Source organism: Bifidobacterium cuniculi, from assembly GCF_000741575.1.
GTDB classification, from domain to species: domain Bacteria; phylum Actinomycetota; class Actinomycetes; order Actinomycetales; family Bifidobacteriaceae; genus Bifidobacterium; species Bifidobacterium cuniculi.
This window is the reverse complement of record NZ_JGYV01000005.1, coordinates 156,002-172,397: the sequence shown is the minus strand read 5'-3', so window position 1 is coordinate 172,397 and position 16,396 is coordinate 156,002. Positions and strand designations below refer to the sequence as shown.

The window sequence follows — 16,396 nt, the reverse complement described above, 5'->3', positions numbered from 1 at the left end:
CATCCAGCATCCACCGTTTACGGCGTGGACTACCAGGGTATCTAATCCTGTTCGCTCCCCACGCTTTCGCTCCTCAGCGTCAGTAACGGCCCAGAGACCTGCCTTCGCCATTGGTGTTCTTCCCGATATCTACACATTCCACCGTTACACCGGGAATTCCAGTCTCCCCTACCGCACTCCAGCCCGCCCGTACCCGGCGCAGACCCACCGTTAAGCGATGGGCTTTCACACCAGACGCGACGAACCGCCTACGAGCCCTTTACGCCCAATAAATCCGGATAACGCTCGCACCCTACGTATTACCGCGGCTGCTGGCACGTAGTTAGCCGGTGCTTATTCGAACACTACACTCAACACCCCCGAAAGGATGCCTTGCTCGTGAACAAAAGCGGTTTACGACCCGAAGGCCTCCATCCCGCACGCGGCGTCGCTGCATCAGGCTTGCGCCCATTGTGCAATATTCCCCACTGCTGCCTCCCGTAGGAGTCTGGGCCGTATCTCAGTCCCAATGTGGCCGGTCGCCCTCTCAGGCCGGCTACCCGTCAAAGCCTTGGTAGGCCATCACCCCACCAACAAGCTGATAGGACGCGACCCCATCCCATGCCGCAAAAAGCCTTTCCCACAATCACATGCGATCATGTGGAACATCCGGTATTACCACCCGTTTCCAGGAGCTATCCCGGTGCATGAGGCAGGTTGGTCACGCATTACTCACCCGTTCGCCACTCTCACCAGCCAAGCAAGCTTGGCCGGATCCCGTTCGACTTGCATGTGTTAAGCACGCCGCCAGCGTTCATCCTGAGCCAGAATCGAACCCTCCACAAAAAACATGAAGAGAGCATCAACAACGACTCTCAAAAAACAATCAAGATTTATTCATAAAGGAAAATCAACGAAACACCACCGACCCCACCCCCAAAAGGAGACAGGACACGGCGATGCCCACTCAAAACCTCCCAACCCCATTCACAGCTCTCACTGACCCACACCACACAGGCACGGGCGGGATTGGACTGGCAATCAAAAAACAAACCCTCCAACAAACGCTGGAGGAAGTAGTACAGTACACGCTCTTGAGTTCTCAAACCACCACCACACACCAGGAAAGCCCGGCACCCGAAGGAACCCGACCGCCCAGCGGCAGCAAGAGAAAAACCTACACCACAACCACCCAAAACGCAAACCCACCCCTCCCGGACACGCCCCGAACCCAACAAACACAACATCTCCACCGGCGTGTCGCAAACACCCCCACCCAACGCCCGCTTTAAGAACGAAAACACCACCAACCAACTGCCCACCTTAACGAAGAACAACAACCCCATGACACATTTCTACAGGCGTGAGAAATTGTGTAGGCCTCTGGCCCGCACAATTCCCAATTGTGCGGGCCAGAGGCCTACACAATTTCCCCGGCGCCAAAAATGTGTCATGCCCCCATCTGCCCAGACACACAAAGGCCGGGACGGCATACTCCGTCCCGGCCTCCTTCAGTCCTGTTACCTCACCGCTCCAGCAGAGGTGCGACCTGCTTGTCGAAAGCGATGAGAGCCTGGTTGATCACCTTGTCCATGTCGTAATAGGCGTAGGTGCCCAGACGTCCGCCGAACACCACCTGCGGCTCCTCGGCGGCCAGGCGTTTGTACTCGGCGTACAGGGCCTTGTCCTCGTCGGTGTTGATCGGGTAGTACGGCTCGTCGTCGCGGTCGGCGAAGCGGGAGTACTCCTCCCAGACCACGGTCGAATCGTGGCTCTGCTCGTCGGCACGGTCGGGACGGAAGTTCTTGAACTCGATCGCGCGGGTGTACGGCACGTCGGCGTCGGAGAAGTTCATCACCGGGCAGCCGAAATGGTCGTCCTCGTCGTAGCGCACTTCCTTGAAGTCGACGGTGCGCCACTTGAGCTCGCCGAGCTGGTAGTCAAAATAGCGGTCGACCGGGCCGGTGTACACCACCGGCACGCCCGCCTCCAGCAGCGCCTTCTTGTTCAGCGGCTGGGACTCGTCGAAGAAGTCGGTGCCCAGGGAAACGGTGATGCGCGGGTCGTCGATCATCTTCTCGAACCACGCGGTGTAGCCGTCCTCCGGCAGGCCCTCCCAGGTGTCCTTGAAGTAGCGGTTGTCGTAGTTGAAGCGCACGGGCAGTCGCTTGATGATGCTCGCCGGCAGTTCGCTCGCGTCGGTCTGCCACTGCTTGGCGGTGTAGTTCTTGATGAACGCCTCGTACAGCGGACGGCCGATCAGCGAGATGCCCTGGTCGTTGAGGTTCGTCGGGTCGGTGCCGGCCAGCTCGCCCGCCTGCTCCTCCACCAGCGCCTTCGCCTCGGCGGGCGTGTAGTGCGCGTGGAAGAACTGGTTGATCGTGCCCAGGTTGATCGGCAGCGGGTACACCTCGCCGTCGTGGGTCGCGTAGACGCGGTGGACGTAGTCGGTGAAGTCGGTGAAGCGGTTGACGTACTCCCAGACGCGCTCGTTGGACGTGTGGAAGAGGTGCGCGCCGTACTTGTGGATCTCCGCGCCCGTGGCCGGGTCGATGTACGAGTAGGCGTTGCCGCCGATGTGGTCGCGCACGTCGATGATGTGCACGCGCACGCCCAGCTTCTCCACCGCCTGCTGCGCAATGGTCAGGCCGAAGAGGCCCGCCCCCACGATGACGAGGTCCGGCGCCTCGGTCTTTGCTTCCGTCATGCCGCATCCTTTCTCGGTAACCAGCCGGCGGTCCGTCAGCCGACGGTGTTCGACGAAACTGTTGGACAGTCTACTGCAAGCCCACGCTTTCCGCCGCCACCCCGCGAACATGGCACCCGTCATGTTCGCGGGGCGCTTGGAGCGCAAACCTGCGCGCGATTCATAGCAACCGTGGTTTACGATAGTGTGCGTGACCGATTCCGAACTGCATGACCGCCGCGCATTGCCGCCCTTCACACTGCTCATGTCAGTGTACGCCGGCAACACCATGCGCGAACTCGAGCGTGCCGTGCAGTCGGGCACCATCGAGCAGCAGCTGCCACCGAGCCAGGTGGTGATCGTGCGCGACGGCCCGGTGCCCGAGGAGATGCAGCGCTACCTCGATTCGCTGCAGTCGACCGTGGCCGTGTGGTTCGCCGTCGAGTATCCGCTGATGGAACCGCCGACGGTGACCATCGTCCCCCTCGAACGCAACCATGGGCTGGCGCACGCACTGAACGTGGGGCTGAAGTACTGCGAATACGACTACGTGGCGCGCGCCGACTGCGACGACGTCTCCCTGCCCAACCGTTTCTCGACGATCATGCCGCACTTCGTCGGGCAGCACAAGGCCGGCCATGCCTCCGACGACACCATCGACGTGGTGGGCAGCGCCATCCGCGAGTTCCAGGGCGACGAGGACCATCCCGGCCAGGTGCGCCTGCTGCCGGCGGAAGGCAAGGAGCTGGAGCGGTACGCGCGCATGCAGTCGCCCGTCCACCATCCCAGCGCCGTCTTCCGCAAGGCCGCGGTGCTCGACGCCGGCGGCTACCCGGAGAACGCCGGTCGCTTCGAGGACTATCTGCTGTGGGAACGCATGATGCTCAACCACGCGCATTTCCTCAACGTGCCGCAGCCGCTGGTGCTCTACCGCACCAACCAGGAGGCGTACGAGCGGCGCGGCGGCTTCGCCATGTTCCGCGAGGAGTGCCGCCTGCAGTGGCGCTTCCTGCGTGACGGCTTCACCAATGCCTGGGAGTTCGTGCGCAACGTGGTGGTGCGTGCGGCCTACCGCGTCACCCCCACCGCCATCCGCAAACGCGCCTACCACGCCCTCGTGGAGCGGCACAACGTGACGCTGGGCGACGACCAGCTGCATCCACCGCCCGCCCCGCATGGCCGCCACAACCCGGCTGCCGTCAACGACGCTGCCCGCACCAACGCCGGCAGCGGCTCCGAGGGCTGAAGCCGGTCCGTTCGCCGGCGTTCCCCCCGGCCATGCCCGTGCCACGCATTGACGACGGTGCGCGGCCGTCCTGTCACCGTCCGCTCAGCCGAGCGACGGCAGTCCGGCGTCGGCCAGGATGCGCTCCGTGGGCGCCGGCTGCTCCTTCCACCCTTCACGCCAGCCCTGGCGGAAATACGCCGCGATCGACTGGCGGTCGGAGGCATGCAGCCAGGTAAGACCCCAGCGGCGCAGCGCCTTCGGCCAGTAGGCGAGCTGTTCGCCGACGTGGAAATTGCCGCGGGAGAACCGCCACAGCCAGATCTTGTTGCGCACCTCGTTGACGAAGCGCGGGCCCGGGTCGGCGTCGCTCGAGCCGAACACGCGCGTCTTGTGCACCACCACGCTTTCCGGCACGTAGTAGCCGACGTGGTCGCGCAGCAGCGCGGTCGTGTACTCGTAGTCGTCATTCCACAGGAAATAGCCGGCCTGCGGCAACCGCCCCAGTGCGCGGATCGCATCCGCGTTGAGCAGGCAGGAGACGAAGGACAGCGAGCGCACCTGGTATGTCTCAGGGAAGCCGGCGAGTCCGGCGGTGCCCTTGATGAGCCGTGTGCGCGGCCGCGGCTTGTTCATGAGGTGTTCGCGACCGTCGGTCCAGATGGCCTTCGAGCCGAGGGCGGCGGGCATGCAGTGGTTCTGGTCGGCGCAGGCGTCGGCGGCGGCGAGCAGCTCCTCGAGCGCGGTGGGTTCGGGGATGGTGTCGTCGTCCATGAGCCAGACGGCGGGGATGCGGCCGTCGGAGTCGGCAGCGTCGAGGGCAAGCGCGATGCCCGCGGCGAATCCTCCGGCGCCGCCGGTGTTGGCGGTCAGTGCCTTGATCTGGGTGGGCGTGGCGGCGGTGGCGGCGAAGGTGCGGGCCACGTCGAGCGCGTGGTCGGTGCTGGCGTTGTCCACCACGATGAGCAGGTCGGGCCGGCGCGTCTGTGCGTCCATGGCTGCGAGGCATTCCGCGAGGAGTTCCTCGCGGCTGTAGGAGACGACGACGGCTGTTACGTGGTACTGCATACGCGGCATTATACGTGGGCGCCGGGGCGCTGGTTGCCTCGTGAGGATACAATCAGCTCAGCGATTATCGCCCTCCCCATAGTGTGCCGGCGCCGTTTTCTGCGTGCGCCGAGGTGGTGGGAAGTGGCCATGGCGCCGTATGCGCGACTTGAGGAAAGGTTGATGTCCATGGGTGATCTGTCCCGGAATCGAGAGCTGCCGGAGGAGGAAGCGGTATCGGACGACCAGCCGCGGCCTGTCGACGGCGCAACGTCGGCCGTCCCCGCGGATACGGCGGAAGATGCCGTCGACGACGGTGCGGCGGTCGACGTGTCCGATGTGGACGTGACGGTCGACGGCGACGCCGTGACGGTGGCGGAGCAGACCGTCGCTGCCGGCGACCGTGCTGCCGCCGGCAGCCGCCACGGGACCGCAGACAACGGCATTGCCGCCGATTCCGTCGACAGTGGTGCCGCCGACGGCGACAGCACCGCCGATACCACCGAACGCGACACCGCGGACGGCGCCGACGGCGCGACGCCGGACACGGCTACGTCGGCCGTCACCAAGCGCCGTCGGCTGCACGCGCCGGCGTGGTGGCGCCACTACCGGGAGTCGAAGTTCTACCAGGTGTGGAACAAGCGGCCGAAATGGTCGTACGGCTCGTACGGGCTGGTGGCGCTGGTCGTGCTCGCCGTCGCGGACCTGCTCGTGTTGTGGAGCATGAACATGGACGCCAAGTACGATCCCGAGGCCGGCTGGATCGTCAATCAGGTGTTCCTGTCGGAGCTGCTCAAGCTGTCGAGCCTGCCGGGCTTCCTCAACTTCATCGCCCTGGCGCTCGTCTACCTCATCTGCGTGACGCTCATCAACCGTTTCTGGGTGGGCACGGCGGTGTTCGGCGCGATCGCCGGCGTCTATGCCTTCGCCAACAAGGTGAAGGTCACGATGCGCAATGAGCCGGTCATCCCCTCCGACCTGGGCTTCCTGACCGGCGGGGGCGGCGGCGAGGACGTCGCGTCGTTCATCACGGAGACCGTCAAGCCGACGGTCAACGCGGGCGTGGCGCTCGTCGTCTGGTTCGTGGTGCTGTGCGTGCTCATGCAGTTCGTGGACCGCCGCCGCGCCTTCATCCACTGTTCGTGGCGTCGTCCGCTGCGCCCGTGGACCAACGGCTTCGGTCTGGTGTGCCGCATCCTGGCGCCAATCTTGAGCATATGCCTGCTGGTGAGCTACGCAGGCGGCCTGGGCGAGCCGACATCCGCCACGCGCGCCTTCCTGAGGGAGTTCGGTTACCAGCCGACGCTGTGGAACGTGCTCGACGACGCCAAGTCGAACGGCGCGCTCACCACCTTCCTGAGCCTGACGGACGTGAAGGCGATGGACGACGAACCCGACTATTCCAAGGAGACGATGGCGGCCATCAACAGCCGCTACGCCAAGCTGGCGGACGAGGTCAACCAGGAGCGCACGCAGCAGCTGACGGACAGCACCGTCATCATGGTGCTCTCGGAGACCTTCTCCGATCCCAACCGCGTGCCCAACGTGCATTTCGACATCGACCCGATGCCCTTCATCCGCTCCCTCAAGGGCACCACGACCTCCGGCCTGATGCTCTCCCCCGGCTACGGCGGCGGCACCGCGAACATCGAGTTCCAGCAGATGACCGGCTTGAGCATGGCCAACTTCAGCGCGTCCATGCTCTCGCCGTACCAGCAGCTCGTGGCCACGCGCCCGAAGATGTTCTCCTTCAACCAAATGTGGAACGAGGCGTGCGGCGGCGACACCAGCTGTTCGGTGGGCTTCCACCCCTTCCTGCAGCGCTTCTACCTGCGCGGCGTGAACTACAGGAAGTTCGGCTTCTCGCACCTGTACACCCTGGACAGCGACCCGAAGATCACGCACGCCGACACCTACGAAGGCGCCGTGGCCAAGTCGAGCAACGTGTCCGACGAACAGGCCTACCTCAACGTGCTCGACGAGGTCAAGGCGAACGCCGCGGCGGACAAGCCGGCCCAGTTCATCGAACTGGTGACCATGCAGAACCATGCGCCCTACCCGGACCTGTACGGCGCCACCAACGAGTTCCATGCGGCCAACAAGACCACGGACACGCCCGGCGGCGAGATGGGCGTGATCGCGGAGTACGCCAAGGGCCTGCAACTGACCGACCAGGCCACCGAGGACTTCCTCGAGGAGCTCGACGCGATCGACGAGCCGATCACCGTGGTCTTCTACGGCGACCACCTGCCCGGCATCTACACGACCGCCGCAGCCAAGGACGAGAACAGCCTGACCCTGCACGAGACGGACTACTTCATCTGGTCGAATCAGGCCTCCAGCTCGCATGACGTGAAACTGCCCGAGTCCGACGCGGCCTACACCTCGTCGAACTTCTTCATGGCGCAGGCCGCCCAGCAGATGAACGCACGCATCTCGCCCTACCTGGCGCTGCTGACCAAGCTGCACCAGGAAGTGCCCGCGATGTCCCGCTCCGTGACCAGCGGCGGCGTGTGGAACACCGATGGCTCCGTCACCCTGCTCGACTCGTCGGGCAACCCGATCGACGAGAAGGACCTCAGCGACGAAGCCAAACAGCTGCTCAAGGACTACAAGCTCGTGCAGTACGACATGACAGTGGGCGACAACTACCTCATGGACGACGGTTTCATGGCCCTGCCGAAGCAGTAAGGGCGCCCTTGGCGCCCACACATGGTCCCCTTGCCGCCCCGGCAAGGGGACCATGTCGTTGAGAGATATCAAATTCCCCCGTATGGCGCGCAAGCGTATTTTCAAAACGGCTTGAAATCAAGGATCTTCGAATGTCCATATACGGCCGATGCCCCGTTTTTGATATCTCTCAACGTCATCCATGGTTCCCCAGAGCCTTGTTGCGCGGTTTTCACTGCGCAACAAGGCGGCAGGCCCCTGTTCATGGGACAAAGGACCCCGCTCACTATACTGGGGCGCATGGCTACCGACTTTGACTCCTGGGAGACCGTCAACCACGTGGTGTTCCCCGTGCGCGACGCCGACGAGACGATGCCCCTCTACGCAGTGCCGTGGACGCGTCCGCACCCCACGAATGAACAGTTCGACCCCCACCAGGACTTCGAACGCATCGGCTTCGAGGCCATGAACCGCAAGACCTTCCACCATCTGTTGCAGGAGACGGAACCGACCCTGCCGGGCGAACTGTCCGACGACACCGCCGTCGTCGGCCGCACCGCCATCACGCTGGCCGCGAACGACCACCTCACCTTCTGCACCTACTTCAATGCCTTCCCCGCCAGCTACTGGCGCCGCTGGACCGCCGTGCGCACCGTCCGCCTGACCATGGACACGGCCGGCGAAGGCACCATCGACGTCTTCCGTTCCACCGGCCGCGGCATCCCCAAGCCCGTCGAATCCATCGACGTGAGCGGCGAACACAGCCACATCGCCGTGGAGCTGTCCCTCGACGGCCTGCTCGACGGCGGCCTGTTCTGGTTCGACGCCAAGGCGGGCCCCGAGGGTCCGCTCACCGTGGCCGACGCCGCCTGGAGCGTACCCGAGGCCGCGCGGCGCACGCCGCAGCCGGGCACGCTGTCCATCGCCATCACCACCTTCAACCGCCCCTCCTACTGCCACGACCAGCTCAAGGCGATGGCCGGCGACGCGGGCGTGCGCGCGCGGCTCGACACGATCTACTGCGTCGACCAGGGCACCGACCTGGTGAGCGACCAGCCTGGCTTCGCGGACACCGCAGCCGACCTGGGCGGCCAGCTGACCTACCTGCGCCAGCCGAACTACGGCGGCTCCGGCGGCTTCTCCCGCGGCATGTTCGAAACGGTGAAGGCGGCGAAGAGCGCCTACGTGCTGCTGCTCGACGATGACGCGATCAGCGAGCCGGAGTCGATCGTGCGCGCCGTGTGCTTCGCCGACTATTGCACGGCGCCCACCATCGTCGGCGGCGGCATGCTGCACCTCGACAACCGCACCGTGCTGCACACGCAGGGCGAGAACCTTGACCCCAACCAGCAGCGCATGTCCTCCGCGGACCCACGCGGCTACAACCACGACTTCGCGCGTTTCCCGCTGCGCGACACCCCGGACCTGCACAAGCGCATCGACTGCGACTACAACGCGTGGTGGATGTGCCTGATCCCCGTGGAGACGATCCGCGAGATCGGGCTGTCGCTGCCGATCTTCATCAAGTTCGACGACATCGAGTACGGCGTGCGCGCCCGCGAACATGGCTACCTCACGGTGAGCCTGCCAGGCGTGGCGGTGTGGCACCAGGCGTGGCACGACAAGAATTCGCAGCGCACCTGGGAGGAGTACTTCATCGCGCGCAACCGGTGGATGTGCGCGTTGCTGCACCAGGACAGGCCGACGCTGCGGCACGCGGTGGAGATGATGTTCATGGACCTCAACCCGGGACTCAAGTTCTTCTACTCGGCCATGGCGCTCAACCGCATGGCGCTGCGCGACCTCATGCGCGGCCCGCAGTACGTGGTCGAGACGATGCCGCACACCCTGGCGGACGTGAACCGTGCGCGGCAGGGCTTCGTGGACACTGAGACGAAGCCGAACTTCGACGCATTCCCGGAGCCGCGCCGGCGGTTCTCAATCGACGACAACCCGGAGAACGGCGCGGACACGCTCAAGTCGGGCATGAAGACCTGCCTGCGAGGGATCCTGGCGAGGCGCGACGGCGTCGACGCCGAGCGACCGGACGTGGCCGTCCCCGCCCAGTTCACCGTGTGGCGCGCCTTCGAGAACGTGCAGTCCGCTCTGGTCACCTCCCCCGACGGCAACTCCGTGGCCTGGTGCCGCCGTGACAACAAGCTCTTCCGCGAGCAGCTGCGCCGCGGCCTGGTGCAGGTGCGCGCGCTGATGAGCCGCTGGGAGGAGCTCGCCGCGGAATATCGCGCCGCGGACATGGCGAGCTTCGAGACCTGGGAGAGGATCTTCGCGCAGTGAACGTCCGCGGCAAGGAGACGGGCCGCATGCGGCGCCTTCCCCAAGTTTTTGTTCATTTTTTGAACAAAAACTTGGGGAAGGCGGACAAGGCGAGCAGGGTACAGGGATGCGACAGCCCGTTCGGCCAAGTGCCCGACAGGCAAGCGCATGCAGGCGGCACGCAGCGTGCTGGCCACCGGCATGGCGATGGCATGCCTGGGCCTTGCGGCGTGCGGACCGGCCGCATCCGGGCGGCAGGGCGGTGAGGGGACAACGCCGTCGTCCTTCCTGCAGGTGGTGACGGGACACGACGATGCATGGCTGCGCGAGCAGGTGGCGTCGATGGACCGCGAGGAAAAACTGGAGAAGATCGCACACCTCTTCGACTACGGGTACAGCTCCAAGACCGGCCTCGAGTATTCGGGCATGACGAGCGACGGCACCATCTATCTCGAGATGCGGGGCGAAGGCACACGGGCTCCCGACTACGCTGAACAGGACCTGGAGCGCGACGCGCAAGCCACGTGGGACGAGATCAGCGACATCACCGGCCTGACCGACTTCGACCTGCATGTCACGATGCGCAACCGCGACGGCGATGTGGTCACGTGCAAGGTCGGGGCCGGGTCGTAGGAGTGTGGGTGTGAGGAGGATCCGGCGCAGCGGACTCCGTCATGTCCCACGCCGGTGCCCGCCTCTGCATCTCCGTGCACGTCTGCAGTTTGCACTTGTGCGCTCACAACTGTCGGAATGGGTCCGCATCTTCCAAAAGATGCGGACCCATTCCGACAGTTGTGAGCGCACAAGTGCAAATTACCTTCAATGTCGGAACCACAACCCATACAAAGCGATGGGCTCACGCGTCTTTTTGCATCATGCGTTCAAGCAGGTGCATCGGCTTGAGCAGTGCATGTCCAAGCCGATAGCTGTGGCTGGCATATATACGGCCGGCTTCTGCCTGCAGCCGCTGGTTTTCCGAGTACGCATGGTCCAGCTCATGCCGAAGGTCAGCCATCCTGCTGCGTTGCTCTTCGATGGTCCTTTTGCTTTCTGCCTCAGCATGCTGCAGGTCGGATACCTGCCGTTCTCGCTCCCTCATCTGGCCATTCACCCATATCTCGTAATCCCATGCCCGGTAGTATCGCCACGCGAAACGCATCTGATGCATCAGGCTCATGTCATACGTCTCGTAGGGGAAATGAATCGAGTCCCGCGGCTTGACATCCAGGAAGAGACGGGACAATACAGCGGAGAGACCGTATTGCCCTCGCCATTCGGCACAATGGGAATCGGCAAAATCGCATGCAGCGGCATAATCTTCCACAAGGCAACGTGCGATGTCATCTGATGCCATGACCGTCCCTCCGCGCCCAGAGAAATTCGCATAGGCACATGCTTCAAAATTCTGGGTATTCAAGTACCCGAATCCGCCGAACCTGTCGTATACGAACACCGGAGTGGCAGACATCATGCAGTATTGCACGGTCTTTCCGATGGTAACGACTGCGTCATAGCGTCCAATGAGCTCGGGGGTCACTTCAGTGACAATGCCCGATTCACCAATGATGTCCACGACAATGCCGTCAGCCTCCAATATCGTCTTGGCCTTATCCAACTCGTCAGGCACATGATTGGATACGATGGCGATGCGTCTCAGATGGCTGGCATGGGAGCTCGCCTTGTCGGGATGACAGTATGATTCCGGTGCCGGATTGGGGACGATGACCTGCGGGACATCCCGATTGGCGTCGGCATCATATTCAGATTGCAGTGCATCCTGTGCTTCCGGCGAAACGAAGACCTCCGCAGAAGCCAAGGACTCTTCAAGAAGAGGAATGTACGGGTGTTCGTCGGGCGCAATGTCCAATGCTGACATGTGATTAAAGACAAAGGCCGGCAATGGTTTGCCTTCCGGGACACCGTTCCGCGAAACTTCTGCGAGCGCACGGACGAATCCCAGGGGGAGCAACTGCGAATGCACCCAGACGTAATCGAAGTCAAAGGGATCGAAATCTTCGCCTTCCCCCACCACGACGTTCAATCCCCGGGTCTCGAACATGACGCGCGCAGGACCCGTATAGGCGGAAGTCAGAATCGTGACATCTGCGCCCATGTTCTGCAGAGCCTCGGCAATCTGGGCGCACACCACCGTGGACCCCATGATGTTGGAGATGAGCGTATGCGTGATGAGTATCCGTGTATCCTTGAGCAACATGGACGCCAGTGTAGCATTTACGTCATCAGCATCTGAGAGCTAAGCCACCGTAGATTCCTCAGCTGTCTCTCCAAGTGCCTCCTCGGGCGAAATGGGGACAATGGTCATCGCTCGATCGCTTAACAGTGCGTAATTACTGGTATTACGCTTGTCACGCACCACGAAGGTACATGCGTTATCGTCCAACGCCACCGCCACGGCATCGGTCATCGTGTCATTGTCTGGTTGGGGAATGCGCAAGGATGTGAGCAGTCGGAACTCGCCGTCGTTGAACAATTCCACCGGAAGCTCAAAATACACGGTGTGATGACCATGCTGTTCCATCTTGAATCGCTTGGGGCCGGTGTCGTATGTGATGCCTCCACGACGTATGTCGTGCATGGCGATGGCCAGATAGAAGTCACCCGGCTCATCATACTGGTATTCCACGGCGAATCGGAAACGTTCAGCTCCGCTGACCATTGCCTTGTCGACTGGATAAGTGCGAAGAATGGGACAGCGGGCATTCAGCCCATTAGGATATACTACGCCGTCCTCTTCGGTCTCCAGTCGCTTGCGACGTTCCGCCTGTTCCTGACGCTCCGCCTCGAGATTGGATAGCGTATACCGCTCTGCCACACTTGCTTTGTCGCCGATGACGGCCACCTCGCCGTCCTCGATGAACATGGCGCGGGTGCAATAGCGCTTCACGGCGCTCATGTCGTGGGTCACGAGGATCACGGTCTTGGTGGGGTCCTTACGGATCTGGGTGAAGAAGTCGTCGCACTTGCGCTGGAAGGCCTCGTCGCCCACGGCGAGCACCTCGTCGAGCACGAGGATGTCGCCCTGGGCCTTGATGGCCACGGAGAAGGCGAGACGCACCTGCATGCCGCTCGAGTAGTTCTTGAGCTTCTGGTCCATGAATTCGCCGAGCTCGGCGAATTCGACGATGTCGTCGTACATGCCGTCGACTTCCTCGGGGGTGAAGCCCAGGAGGGCGCCGTTGAGGTAGACGTTCTCGCGGCCGGTGAGTTCGGGATTGAAGCCGACGCCGAGCTCGATGAAGGGCACGAGCTTGCCCTGCACGCTCACCTTGCCGCGGTTGGGCATGTAGATCTGGGAGATGATCTTGAGCAGCGTGGACTTGCCACCGCCGTTGCGTCCGACGATACCGAAGAACTCGCCCTGATGCACTTGGAAGGTGATGTCCTTGAGCACGCGCTGCTCCTTGTATCCCTTGATGCCGCGCGTCCAGTTGATGAAGGCCTGCTTGAGGCCGCTGGCCTGCTCGGTGGGCAGCTTGAACCACTTCTCCACGTGTTCCACGTCGAGCACGACCGGCTGGTCCATGTAGTTGTGCATGCCGACGGCTTCGTCGCCGTCGGCCCTGGTCACGTCAGTCACGTACTGCGCCACGGGTCAGATCACCTCCGCGAACTTGCTGCTGTTGCGGCGGAACAGCCACACACCGAACCAGGCGAGCAGCAGCGTCACCGCGATGGGGAATGCCTTGGCCCACGGGTTGGAGAACATGTTCCACACAGTCGGCGTGGTCGCCGGGGCCAGGAAGTTATGCCGGATGTCCTGGATGCACTGCGCGATGGGGTTGAGTACCTCCACGCGTGCCACCAGCTCGCCGTAGGTACCGGCGTGGGTGAGGACGTACGACAGTGGGTACATGATCGGCATGCAGTAGAAGAGGATCTGCTGGACCACGTCCCAGATGTGCGCGATGTCGCGGAAGTAGACGTAGCAGGTCGCGCAGATCATGGCGATCGACAGGGCCAGCACATACAGCTGTATCAGGTTGAGCGGCAGCCAGAGCACTTCCCAGGTGAACTGCACATGACTGAAGAAGGCGAAGACGAGCACGACCACGAAGTTGATCGCCAGCGAGATGAGGGCGCCCAGAGATGCGGATACCACTACGATGACGTTCGGGAAGTGCACCTTGCGCAGCAGGTCGCCGCGGTCCACAATGGAGCGCAGGCCCATGGTGACGGTCTCCGTGACGAACTGCCAGGAGACGACGCCGCACAGCAGCACCACCGGGTAGGTGGGGGTGCCGTCGGAGATCTTCAGGAACCTGGCGAACACCACGTACATGACCGCGAACACCATGAGCGGCCGCAGCACGCTCCACGCCACCCCGAGAAACGACCCTTGGTAGCGCAGCTTGAAGTCGGTCTTCACCAGGCCGCGCAGCACGGTCATTGCATAGCCGTAGCGGCTCTTCACCGCCTCATTCACATTCGTCACACGGACCATCCTATCAGCGGCGTGGATGCAAACGCCCATGGCGCAACGGCTTTTTCCCGCGCGTGACTATGCTGGGAGACATATTGACCGAACCCGTCCGGGGCCCCTCGAAGAAACAAGGAAAACAGACCATGTCATCCATTCGGTTCGCCAACGTGCTGCTGGAGACGAAGCCGCGCGCCCTGAGCTATCCCACCATGTACTACCATACCGACCAGCTCCTGCACCCGGGACGCGCCAAGGGCGAATGGGTGATCGCCGGCGAGGGCACCGTGGACTTCACCACCTATTTCAATGCGCTGTCCGTGCTCAAGCTGCGCCGCTACACGCGCGCCACCGGCTTTACGCTGCACCTGGAGGTGCGGTCGAAGGCTCCGGCGCTGGTCATGCAGACCGTGGCCGACCGCCTGGCCACCGAGCCTCAGCCGGTGCCGTCCGTGAACGAGACCGTGCCCGGCGACGGCAAGTGGCACCAGCTGGCGCTCAAGCTGGAGGTGGACGAGCATGCGGTGCTCGCCGGCTTCCGCATCGAGACCGGCGCGGAGACCTCCATCCGCAACGGCTGGTACGAGGTGGAATACGAGGGCGAGGCAAACCCGGTGGAACTGTCCATCGCCACCACCACCTTCCGCAAGGAACGCTTCATCGAACGCAACATCGAGCTGGTGCGCACCGAGCTGCTCCAATCGGACGACGACATCGCGCAGCACCTGACCATGCACGTCATCGACAACGGCTCCACGCTGGACGCGGCGGCGCTGTCCGACGGGCGCATCACGGTGAGCCCCAACGAGAACGTGGGCGGCGCCGGCGGCTTCGCGCGCGGCATGATCGAGTCCCTTGAGCAGGACGTGCCCGCCACGAACGTGCTGCTCATGGACGACGACGTGGAGGTCTCCCCGGAGAGCATCCGCCGCACCTACAACCTCCTGCGCATCGTGAACGACGAGTACCGCGACGCCTTCGTCTCCGGCGCGATGCTCAACATGGAGGACGTGCAGGACATGAAGGAGGACACCGGCTTCATCTCCCCCGCCGAAGGCAACTGCGTGCCGGCCAAGCCGCCGCTACAAGTCACCAACTTCCTCGATGCCGTGTACAACGAATGCTACAGCGAGGAAATGGTAATACCGTCCGACGCACACCGCTACGCTGCCTGGTGGTACTGCTGCATCCCGGCGTCCACGATCCGCCGCGAGGGCATGCCACTGCCGATCTTCGTGCGCTACGACGACGTGGAGTACGGCATCCGCTGCAACCCGAAGTTCATGACGATGAACGGCCTGTGCGTGTGGCACGCCAAGTTCGAGATCCGCTACAACGCGGGCGTCGAACGCTACCAGACCGTGCGCAACTCGTGCATCGGCCAGGCGGTGACCGGCCTGGCGCCGAGCATGGACACCATGCTCACCGGCATGCGCAAGATGGTCAACCTGGAGCTGCGCAAGTTCAACTACACGGACGCCGAGCTGGCCCTGGCCGGCTTCGAGGACTTCCTCAAGGGTCCGCGCTTCATCGAGGAGCCGGTGGTGCAGGAGAAGTTCATGTGGGCCAACCGCGCCAAGGAGCAGATGGTGGACTTCGCCACGCTCACCCGGCAGGTGGAGGCCTTGGGAATCCATGGCTTCGACCCGGACACCCTCACCCGCCAGCGCATCGACCTCAACCTGCCGCGCAGCATGCGCCAGCGCGCCTACGACTACCTGACCGCCAACGGCCAGCGCGTGGCCCTGCTGGAGCAGAAGACCGCCGACGAGTCACAGCCGGAGGACTTCGCGCTCATCAACCACCAGGGCTGGGAGTACCAGGGCGGTTCCATCCACGGCCAGGATGTGATTGTCTCCATCGACTGGTCGACCCGCAAGGGTGTGGTACGCACCAAGGACACCGACCGCTACCGTGGCGTGCTCAAGCGCATGCGTCGCGACCTGGCCTACTGGCGCAAGCACGAGCAGGAGCTCATGGACGCCTGGCAGCAGGCCGCCCCCATGCTCAAGTCCGTCCCCTTCTGGAAGCGCTACCTGCACATGGACTGATCCGGATGGTCCACGACACGCAGGGG

General features: G+C 63.3%; 11 protein-coding genes and 1 rRNA gene. 5 read left to right on the top strand and 7 right to left on the bottom strand.

From position 1 onward, the window contains the following. The 3 genes from BCUN_RS04755 to glf all read right to left on the bottom strand — a co-directional run. Positions 1–825, bottom strand: a 16S ribosomal RNA gene (locus tag BCUN_RS04755); the annotation flags it as partial. Between the two features lie 47 nt (positions 826–872). Beyond that, positions 873–1,325 carry a hypothetical protein gene (locus BCUN_RS12545; RefSeq protein WP_162178410.1) on the bottom strand — a complete coding sequence of 151 codons (453 nt, stop codon included), beginning with the start codon at positions 1,323–1,325 and terminating at the stop codon, positions 873–875. A gap of 179 nt (positions 1,326–1,504) precedes the next feature. After that, a complete protein-coding gene (gene glf / locus BCUN_RS04750; RefSeq protein ID WP_033518285.1) occupies positions 1,505–2,686 on the bottom strand; it encodes a UDP-galactopyranose mutase in 1,182 nt (393 codons plus the stop codon). 244 nt (positions 2,687–2,930) lie between these two features. Here glf and BCUN_RS04745 point away from each other — a divergent pair, with 244 nt between their 5' ends. Next, positions 2,931–3,911, top strand: coding sequence for a glycosyltransferase (locus BCUN_RS04745; RefSeq protein WP_081895543.1), 981 nt, complete (start codon positions 2,931–2,933; stop codon positions 3,909–3,911). Positions 3,912–3,995: 84 nt separating this feature from the next. Here the strand turns inward: BCUN_RS04745 and BCUN_RS04740 are convergent, their stop codons facing one another. Beyond that, positions 3,996–4,958, bottom strand: coding sequence for a glycosyltransferase (locus tag BCUN_RS04740; protein WP_051920773.1), 963 nt, complete (start codon positions 4,956–4,958; stop codon positions 3,996–3,998). Between the two features lie 162 nt (positions 4,959–5,120). Between BCUN_RS04740 and BCUN_RS04735 the strand changes: the two genes are divergently transcribed. From BCUN_RS04735 to BCUN_RS04725, 3 genes are all read left to right on the top strand, one after another. Then, positions 5,121–7,628 carry an LTA synthase family protein gene (locus tag BCUN_RS04735; RefSeq protein ID WP_238552323.1) on the top strand — a complete coding sequence of 836 codons (2,508 nt, stop codon included), beginning with the start codon at positions 5,121–5,123 and terminating at the stop codon, positions 7,626–7,628. Between the two features lie 279 nt (positions 7,629–7,907). Beyond that, positions 7,908–9,902 (top strand): glycosyltransferase, encoded by a 1,995-nt coding sequence (locus BCUN_RS04730; protein ID WP_152598094.1) that lies wholly within the window; start codon positions 7,908–7,910, stop codon positions 9,900–9,902. A 147-nt stretch (positions 9,903–10,049) separates the two neighbouring features. Continuing rightward, positions 10,050–10,514 carry a hypothetical protein gene (locus BCUN_RS04725; RefSeq protein WP_033516165.1) on the top strand — a complete coding sequence of 155 codons (465 nt, stop codon included), beginning with the start codon at positions 10,050–10,052 and terminating at the stop codon, positions 10,512–10,514. 223 nt (positions 10,515–10,737) lie between these two features. Here the strand turns inward: BCUN_RS04725 and BCUN_RS11380 are convergent, their stop codons facing one another. From BCUN_RS11380 to BCUN_RS04710, 3 genes are read right to left on the bottom strand one after another with little or no spacing between them, the layout of a single operon-like run. Then, positions 10,738–12,096: a glycosyltransferase family protein gene (locus BCUN_RS11380; protein WP_051920771.1), complete on the bottom strand. Its 1,359-nt coding sequence runs from the start codon at positions 12,094–12,096 to the stop codon at positions 10,738–10,740. A 39-nt stretch (positions 12,097–12,135) separates the two neighbouring features. Further along, entirely contained in the window at positions 12,136–13,437 is a 1,302-nt protein-coding gene (locus tag BCUN_RS04715; protein WP_051920789.1) for an ABC transporter ATP-binding protein, read from the bottom strand. Positions 13,438–13,494: 57 nt separating this feature from the next. Further along, entirely contained in the window at positions 13,495–14,343 is an 849-nt protein-coding gene (locus tag BCUN_RS04710; RefSeq protein ID WP_033516164.1) for an ABC transporter permease, read from the bottom strand. A 122-nt stretch (positions 14,344–14,465) separates the two neighbouring features. Here BCUN_RS04710 and BCUN_RS04705 point away from each other — a divergent pair, with 122 nt between their 5' ends. After that, positions 14,466–16,370 carry a glycosyltransferase family protein gene (locus tag BCUN_RS04705; RefSeq protein ID WP_033516162.1) on the top strand — a complete coding sequence of 635 codons (1,905 nt, stop codon included), beginning with the start codon at positions 14,466–14,468 and terminating at the stop codon, positions 16,368–16,370. Positions 16,371–16,396: the final 26 nt, after the last annotated feature.